5 protein-coding genes are annotated in these 7,405 nt (G+C 62.5%); 4 read left to right on the forward strand and 1 reads right to left on the reverse strand.

Annotated elements, in window-relative coordinates:
• Window positions 1–8: 8 nt before the first annotated feature.
• Window positions 9–1,646, reverse strand: a complete 1,638-nt coding sequence (locus tag BLV20_RS18480; protein WP_092303878.1) for a phospholipase — start codon at window positions 1,644–1,646, stop codon at window positions 9–11.
• A gap of 235 nt (window positions 1,647–1,881) precedes the next feature.
• Between BLV20_RS18480 and kdgD the strand changes: the two genes are divergently transcribed.
• The 4 genes from kdgD (at window position 1,882) to garD (ending at window position 7,332) form a co-directional block, all read left to right on the forward strand.
• Complete coding sequence (gene kdgD, locus BLV20_RS18485) at window positions 1,882–2,793, forward strand: 5-dehydro-4-deoxyglucarate dehydratase (RefSeq protein ID WP_009046979.1); 912 nt, start codon at window positions 1,882–1,884, stop codon at window positions 2,791–2,793.
• Window positions 2,794–2,859: 66 nt separating this feature from the next.
• The gene (locus tag BLV20_RS18490; protein ID WP_092303880.1) at window positions 2,860–4,305 is read left to right on the forward strand and encodes an aldehyde dehydrogenase family protein; all 1,446 of its coding nucleotides are present in this window, start codon (window positions 2,860–2,862) and stop codon (window positions 4,303–4,305) included.
• A 99-nt stretch (window positions 4,306–4,404) separates the two neighbouring features.
• Window positions 4,405–5,766, forward strand: coding sequence for an MFS transporter (locus tag BLV20_RS18495; RefSeq protein ID WP_092303882.1), 1,362 nt, complete (start codon window positions 4,405–4,407; stop codon window positions 5,764–5,766).
• A 12-nt stretch (window positions 5,767–5,778) separates the two neighbouring features.
• Entirely contained in the window at window positions 5,779–7,332 is a 1,554-nt protein-coding gene (gene garD / locus BLV20_RS18500) for a galactarate dehydratase (protein ID WP_092303884.1), read from the forward strand.
• The last annotated feature ends 73 nt before the right edge of the window (window positions 7,333–7,405 follow it).

Raw genomic sequence — 7,405 nt, forward strand, 5'->3', positions numbered from 1 at the left:
TGTCCTTATCAGGCATTGCGGTCGATGTAAGTGGTGGCGGTCTTGTCGATCGAGGCGATCAGTTCCGGCGAGCCGCCGCGGAACTGGCGGAAGATATTGCGCCCGCTGGAAGCGCTGCTGGTGTCCACCGGCACATTCAGCGTTGGCTGGAAGCGTTCGTTCAGTTCGGCATACGCCGACCAGGGGCCGATGTACGACTCATTCAAGCCATTGGTGTAGCTGAAGGCATAACGTACGGCATTGCCCGGCAGCCAGTTGGGCTCGCTGGGTGTCTGGCTCTGCCAGCCGTCGGCCTGGATGCCGGGAGCAAGCGTCGGTGCTTCCAGGTAGCCCGCCGGTTTGTTGGGCGTGTAGTCCTTGAGCAACAGGTAGGTGCTCCAACCCCACCAGTTATCGATGGTTTTCGTATCGTTCAGGTTGTTCACGTCGCTGCGTCGCAGCACCTTGTCGCCCTGCATGACGAACAGCGGTGAAAAGTTGCCGCTCTTCGCTGCGTTCAGGTCTGGCAGCAGCTTCAGTGCCGCGAAGCTGCCGGGCGCCGGGGCCGCGCCGCTGAGGTAGCTTTCGAAAATCTCGTCCGCGGAACGTTGAACCGCCAGTTTCACCTGCTTGCGGTTGGCGCTGTCGATGGTGTCGAAGTAACGCTTGTCGCCATAGGCATGCCAGCGATCGCCCTGGGCATTGCTGACATCGAGGCCGAACTTGCTGTCTTCGTCATGCATGAAGCGGGTGATCAGCGAACCGAGATCGCTCGGCGTGACCACCGCCGCCAGTTGCTTGCGCGGCACCCGCACATGGCCGGCGGAGAACAGGTCGGTAAGGAAGTGGTCGGCGAAGGCGTTCATCGCGTAGGCCAGCTCCAGCTGCTTTTCGTCGGCATTCTTGTGCGCCAGCACCGCTTGCTCCAGGGCTGCGGTGTGCCCGGCGACATAGGCCAGCAACGCCCATTCGCCGAAGTGGTCGGCATTGTTGGCCGCCAGCTTCAGGTAGCGCCCCAAGGGGAACAGCGCCGAGGCGAAACTGCCGCCACCGGTGATCCGGTTCCACTCTTCGGACAACGTATCTCCCAAGGCGTCATAAGCCTCGTGGGGTTGCCTGCCGTCCTTGAGTGCCTGGTTAGCGGCGGCGATTTCCTTCTGCATTACTGCGAGAATCTGTTTCGCCTCGTCCCTGGCCGTCGGTAGCACGGCGAGCGAGTTGAACGCGGCGGTAAAACGCTGCAAACGTTCCGTCGGCGTCGCGCCTTCGCAGATCGGCTGGTCGGGGATGCCATAGAAATCGCCACCCAGCGCCACCACCTGGCCATAGGTCAGGGCCAGGCCGTTGGGCAGGTGCAATTCGACCTGCCAGGCGGGAATCCCCGGGGCGTCCTTGACGAAGCGCAACAAGGTGGCGTCGCCGATAGCAGTGTGTTCACCGCCCTCGAAACGCAGCTGGGGCAAGGTGTTGAGGTTTTTCTGCGGTGCTGCGGGGAAGATCCCGGGCTTGTGGTACTTGATGGTGTGATGACCGTCGGCGATCAGCACCAGGTGATCGCCATCACCGGCAATGGCAATGCCGCGTTCGCTGAAAAGGCTGTCCAGATCGGCTACGACCTGGCTTTTGTGTTGCAGCTGTTCCCGCTGCTGAGTAGGTAGACCTGACATTTCTAGCTCCTTGATATGTCGTAGGTAGTTCGGATAATTAACTGTATGCATATACAGTTGTTTTTGAGCATAAAGCAAAATCTCGAAGCGTCAAGCAGGCATTTTTTGCCGCGCATTTTTTGTGGTGGCTGACGAATTGCGGTTGACGATTGTTTTTTAAGTTGTACGATGACTTATAACTTCGGCCAAGGCTGATGTGTTTTTCATCACAATGTGCGTCCAGGGTGTTCGAATAATGAATCCACAAGAACTGAAGTCCATCCTCTCCTCCGGCCTGCTGTCTTTCCCGGTGACCGATTTCAATGCCCAGGGCGATTTCCATCGCGCGGGCTATATCAAGCGCCTGGAATGGCTGGCCCCTTACGGCGCCTCGGCACTGTTCGCCGCGGGCGGCACCGGTGAGTTTTTCTCCCTGGCGGCCAGCGAGTATTCGGAAATCATCAAGACCGCAGTCGACACCTGCGCCACCAGCGTGCCGATCCTGGCCGGCGTCGGCGGTTCGACCCGCCAGGCCATCGAGTACGCCCAGGAGGCCGAGCGCCTGGGCGCCAAGGGTTTGCTGTTGTTGCCGCACTACCTGACCGAGGCGAGCCAGGATGGGGTCGCCGCTCATGTGGAGGCCGTGTGCAAATCGGTGAAGATCGGGGTGGTGGTCTATAACCGCAACGTCTGCCGTCTGACCGCGCCGTTGCTGGAACGCCTAGCCGAGCGCTGCCCGAACCTGATCGGCTACAAGGATGGCCTGGGCGACATCGAGTTGATGGTGTCGATCCGTCGCCGCCTGGGCGATCGCTTCAGCTACCTGGGCGGCCTGCCGACCGCCGAAGTCTATGCGGCGGCCTACAAGGCCCTGGGTGTGCCGGTGTATTCGTCGGCGGTGTTCAACTTCATCCCCAAGACCGCGATGGATTTCTACCACGCCATCGCCCGCGAAGATCACGCCACGGTCGGCAAGATCATCGACGACTTCTTCTTGCCCTACCTGGACATTCGCAACCGCAAGGCCGGTTATGCCGTGAGCATCGTCAAGGCCGGGGCCCGCATTGTCGGCCATGACGCAGGCCCGGTGCGGGCGCCGCTGACCGACTTGTTGCCAGAAGAATATGAAGCGCTGGCGGCGTTGATCGACGCCCAGGGCGCGCAGTAATCCATTGCGGGGCCGCTGAGCAATCAGCGGCCTTTTGCGTAAGGCTTTTGTATAAGGAGAGGGCGCGTGGCAGAGGTAAAACGCTTCGATAACTACATCGGTGGCCAGTGGCTGGCCGGTGCCGACTACTCGACCAATATCAACCCGTCCGAGTTGTCCGATGTCATTGGCGAATACGCCAAGGCCGACCTGGCGCAGGTGCATGCGGCGATCGACGCGGCGCGAGCCGCTTTCCCGGCCTGGTCGACCTCCGGTATCCAGGCGCGCAGCGATGCCCTGGACAAGGTCGGCAGCGAGATCCTCGCCCGTCGCGAGGAACTCGGCAACCTGCTGGCCCGGGAGGAGGGCAAGACCCTGCCTGAAGCCATCGGCGAGGTGACGCGTGCCGGGAACATCTTCAAGTTCTTCGCCGGCGAATGCCTGCGCTTGTCGGGGGATTACCTGCCGTCGGTGCGCCCGGGCGTCAACGTCGAAGTGACCCGCGAAGCCCTGGGCGTGGTCGGGCTGATCACCCCATGGAACTTCCCGATCGCCATCCCAGCGTGGAAGATCGCCCCGGCCCTGGCCTATGGCAACTGCGTGGTGCTCAAGCCCGCCGAGCTGGTTCCGGGCTGTGCCTGGGCCCTGGCGGAAATCATCTCCCGTGCCGGCTTCCCGGCGGGTGTGTTCAACCTGGTGATGGGCAGCGGCCGGCTGGTCGGCGAGGCCCTGGTCAACAGCCCGAAAGTCGACGGCATCAGCTTCACCGGTTCGGTGGGCGTGGGCCGGCAGATCGCCGTCAGCTGTGTCTCGCGCCAGGCCAAGGTGCAGCTGGAGATGGGCGGCAAGAACCCGCAGATCATCCTCGACGATGCCGACCTCAAGCAGGCGGTGGAGCTGGCGGTACAGAGTGCCTTCTATTCCACCGGGCAGCGCTGCACTGCCTCCAGCCGCCTGATCGTCACGGCGGGCATCCACGACCGGTTCGTCGAGGCCATGGCCGAGCGCATGCGCTCGATCAAGGTCGGCCATGCGCTGCGGGCCGGGACCGATATCGGCCCGGTGGTGTCCCAGGCGCAGCTCGAGCAGGACCTGAAGTACATCGATATCGGCCAGTCCGAAGGCGCGCGGCTGGTTAGCGGCGGTGGCCTGGTGACATGCGATACCGAAGGTTATTTCCTCGCACCGACCCTGTTCGCCGACAGCCAGGCCTCGATGCGCATCAGCCGCGAGGAGATCTTCGGCCCGGTGGCCAACGTGGTGCGGGTTGCCGACTACGAGACGGCGCTGGTCATGGCCAACGACACCGAATTCGGCCTGTCGGCGGGCATCGCCACCACGTCGCTGAAATACGCCAACCACTTCAAGCGCCATTCCCAGGCGGGGATGGTCATGGTCAACCTGCCGACGGCCGGCGTCGATTACCACGTACCTTTTGGTGGTCGCAAAGGGTCATCCTATGGTTCCCGCGAGCAAGGTCGCTACGCGCAGGAGTTCTACACCGTGGTGAAGACTTCCTACATCGGATCGTAAACCCCGCTGTACCCCCGCCAGCCTGTGCCTGAGGCTCGGCGGGGGCGATGAAAACGCATGTTTTACCCGCATAAAAATAACTAGTGGGAGTACATCCATATGCAAGCGACCAAGCCGACTCGCGTCCGCTACCTGATCCTGTTCATGCTGTTTTTGGTGACCACGATCAACTATGCCGACCGCGCTACCATCGCCATCGCGGGCTCCAGCCTGCAAAAAGACCTCGGCATCGACGCCGTCACCCTCGGTTATATCTTCTCCGCATTCGGCTGGGCCTATGTGGCGGGGCAGATCCCCGGCGGCTGGCTGCTCGACCGCTTCGGCTCGAAAAAAATCTATGCCTTGAGCATTTTCAGCTGGTCGCTGTTCACCGTGCTGCAAGGCTATGTCGGTGAGTTCGGCGTCTCCACCGCGGTGGTGGCGCTGTTCATGCTGCGGTTCCTGGTGGGGCTGGCCGAAGCGCCGTCCTTCCCCGGTAACGCACGGATTGTCGCGGCCTGGTTCCCCACCGCGGAGCGCGGCACGGCCTCGGCGATCTTCAACTCGGCGCAGTATTTCGCCACGGTGCTGTTCGCGCCGCTGATGGGCTGGATCGTCTATCGCTTCGGCTGGCAGCATGTGTTCATCGTGATGGGCGTGATCGGCATCGTGTTCTCGCTGATCTGGCTGAAGGTCATCTACAGCCCGCGCCAGCACCCGCTGATCAACGCTGCCGAGTTCAAGCACATCGCCGACAACGGCGGCATGGTCGACATGGACCAGGACATCAAGGGCAAGCGCAGCGACGGCCCGAAGTGGGATTACCTGCGCCAGTTGCTGACCAACCGCATGATGCTCGGCGTCTACCTGGGCCAGTACTGCATCAATGGCATCACTTATTTCTTCCTGACCTGGTTCCCGGTGTACCTGGTGCAGGAGCGCGGCATGACCATTCTCAAGGCCGGTTTCATCGCCTCCTTGCCGGCCATCTGCGGCTTTATCGGCGGGGTGCTCGGTGGGGTAATTTCCGACTACCTGCTGCGCAAGGGGCATTCCCTGACCTTCGCCCGCAAGGCGCCGATCATCGCCGGCCTGCTGGTCTCCAGCAGCATCGTGGCCTGCAACTATGTGGACATCGAATGGATGGTGGTGGGCTTCATGGCCCTGGCTTTCTTTGGCAAAGGCGTGGGTGCGCTCGGCTGGGCCGTGGTGTCCGACACTTCGCCCAAGCAGATCGCCGGCTTGAGCGGCGGCCTGTTCAACACCTTCGGCAACCTGGCGTCGATCACCACGCCGATCGTCATCGGCTACATCATCAGCTCCACCGGCTCGTTCAAATGGGCGCTGGTGTTTGTCGGCTGCAACGCGCTGCTGGCGGTGTTCAGCTACCTGGTGATCGTCGGCCCGATCAAGCGCGTGGTGCTCAAGGAGCCACCGAGCAACGGCCCTGAGCTGACCCAACTTTCCCAAGCGCATTCCTGAAGGGGCGGCGTCATGCAGTTGATTGAACATTCCGATTCGCCGCGCTACATCCGCCTGCACGAGCGGGATAACGTGGTGGTTGTGGTCAATGACCAGGGCGTACCGCAAGGCACCGAGTTCGCCGACGGGCTGGTGACGGCGGAATTCGTGCCCCAGAGCCACAAGGTGCTGTTGGAGGACCTGGCCGTCGGCGATCCGGTGATCCGCTACGGGCAGATCATCGGGTATGCCCTGCAACCGATCCGTCGCGGCAGCTGGGTCAAGGAAGACCTGTTGCGCATGCCTAGCGCTCCACCGCTGGACAGCCTGCCGCTATCCACCGAGGTGCCGGCCGTGCAGGCGCCCCTGGAAGGTTTCACCTTCGAGGGCTATCGCAATGCCGACGGTACCGTCGGCACGCGCAACATTCTTGGCATTACCACCACGGTGCAGTGCGTGACCGGGGTACTCGATCATGCGGTCAAGCGGATCAAGGACGAACTGCTGCCCAGGTATCCCCATGTCGACGATGTGGTGGCGCTGACCCACAGCTACGGCTGCGGCGTGGCGATTACCGCCACCGATGCCTATATCCCGATTCGCACGGTGCGCAACCTGGCGCGCAATCCGAACCTGGGAGGCGAGGCCCTGGTGATCAGCCTGGGTTGCGAAAAATTGCAGGCCGGGCAGGTGATGCACGAGGACGATAGTTCGGTCGATCTCAGCGAGCCCTGGCTGTATCGCCTGCAGGACGCCAGCCATGGCTTCGGCGAGATGGTCGAGCAGATCATGGAGCTGGCCGAGGTGCGTCTGAAGAAGCTCGATCAGCGCCGCCGGGAAACCGTGCCGGCCTCCGAGCTGGTGCTCGGCATGCAGTGCGGCGGTAGCGATGCGTTCTCCGGAATCACCGCCAACCCGGCCCTGGGGTATGCCTCGGACCTGTTGTTGCGCGCCGGTGCGACGGTGATGTTTTCCGAAGTCACCGAGGTGCGCGACGCCATTTATCTGCTGACCTCTCGCGCCGAATCCGAAGCGGTGGCCCGGGAACTGGTGCGCGAAATGGACTGGTACGACCGCTACCTGGCCAAGGGCGAGGCCGATCGCAGCGCGAATACCACGCCGGGCAACAAGAAAGGCGGGTTGTCGAATATCGTCGAGAAGTCCCTGGGTTCCATCGTCAAGTCCGGTAGCAGCGCGATCAACGGCGTGCTGGGACCGGGCGAGCGTTTTACCCGCAAAGGCCTGATCTTCTGCGCGACGCCGGCCAGCGATTTTGTCTGCGGCACCTTGCAGCTGGCGGCGGGGATGAACCTGCATGTGTTTACCACCGGACGTGGCACGCCTTACGGGCTGGCGATGGCGCCGGTGGTCAAGGTCTCGACCCGCTCCGAGCTGGCCCAGCGCTGGCCGGACCTGATCGACATCGACGCCGGGCGCATCGCTACCGGGCGAGCGAGCATCGAAGAACTGGGCTGGGAGCTGTTCCATTTCTACCTGGACGTGGCCAGTGGCAAGCAGCAAACCTGGGCCGAACGGCACAAGCTGCACAACGACATCACCTTGTTCAACCCGGCGCCCATTACCTGACGGGCTACAGGGTTTGTGTTGGGCTCGGTTGAATGGCCGGCCGCAATCCGGGTAGCCGCTGCCGCAGGCTGCG

It is taken from the genome of Pseudomonas sp. NFIX28, assembly GCF_900107395.1.
Classification (GTDB): Bacteria; Pseudomonadota; Gammaproteobacteria; order Pseudomonadales; family Pseudomonadaceae; genus Aquipseudomonas.

Excerpts from the sequence above, each read along its gene's own strand:
- BLV20_RS18480 (WP_092303878.1), bottom strand. The coding sequence starts at position 1,646 with ATGTCAGGTCTACCTACTCAGCAGCGGGAACAGCTGCAACACAAAAGC.
- kdgD (WP_009046979.1), top strand. The coding sequence starts at position 1,882 with ATGAATCCACAAGAACTGAAGTCCATCCTCTCCTCCGGCCTGCTGTCT.
- BLV20_RS18495 (WP_092303882.1), top strand. The coding sequence starts at position 4,405 with ATGCAAGCGACCAAGCCGACTCGCGTCCGCTACCTGATCCTGTTCATG.
- garD (WP_092303884.1), top strand. The coding sequence starts at position 5,779 with ATGCAGTTGATTGAACATTCCGATTCGCCGCGCTACATCCGCCTGCAC.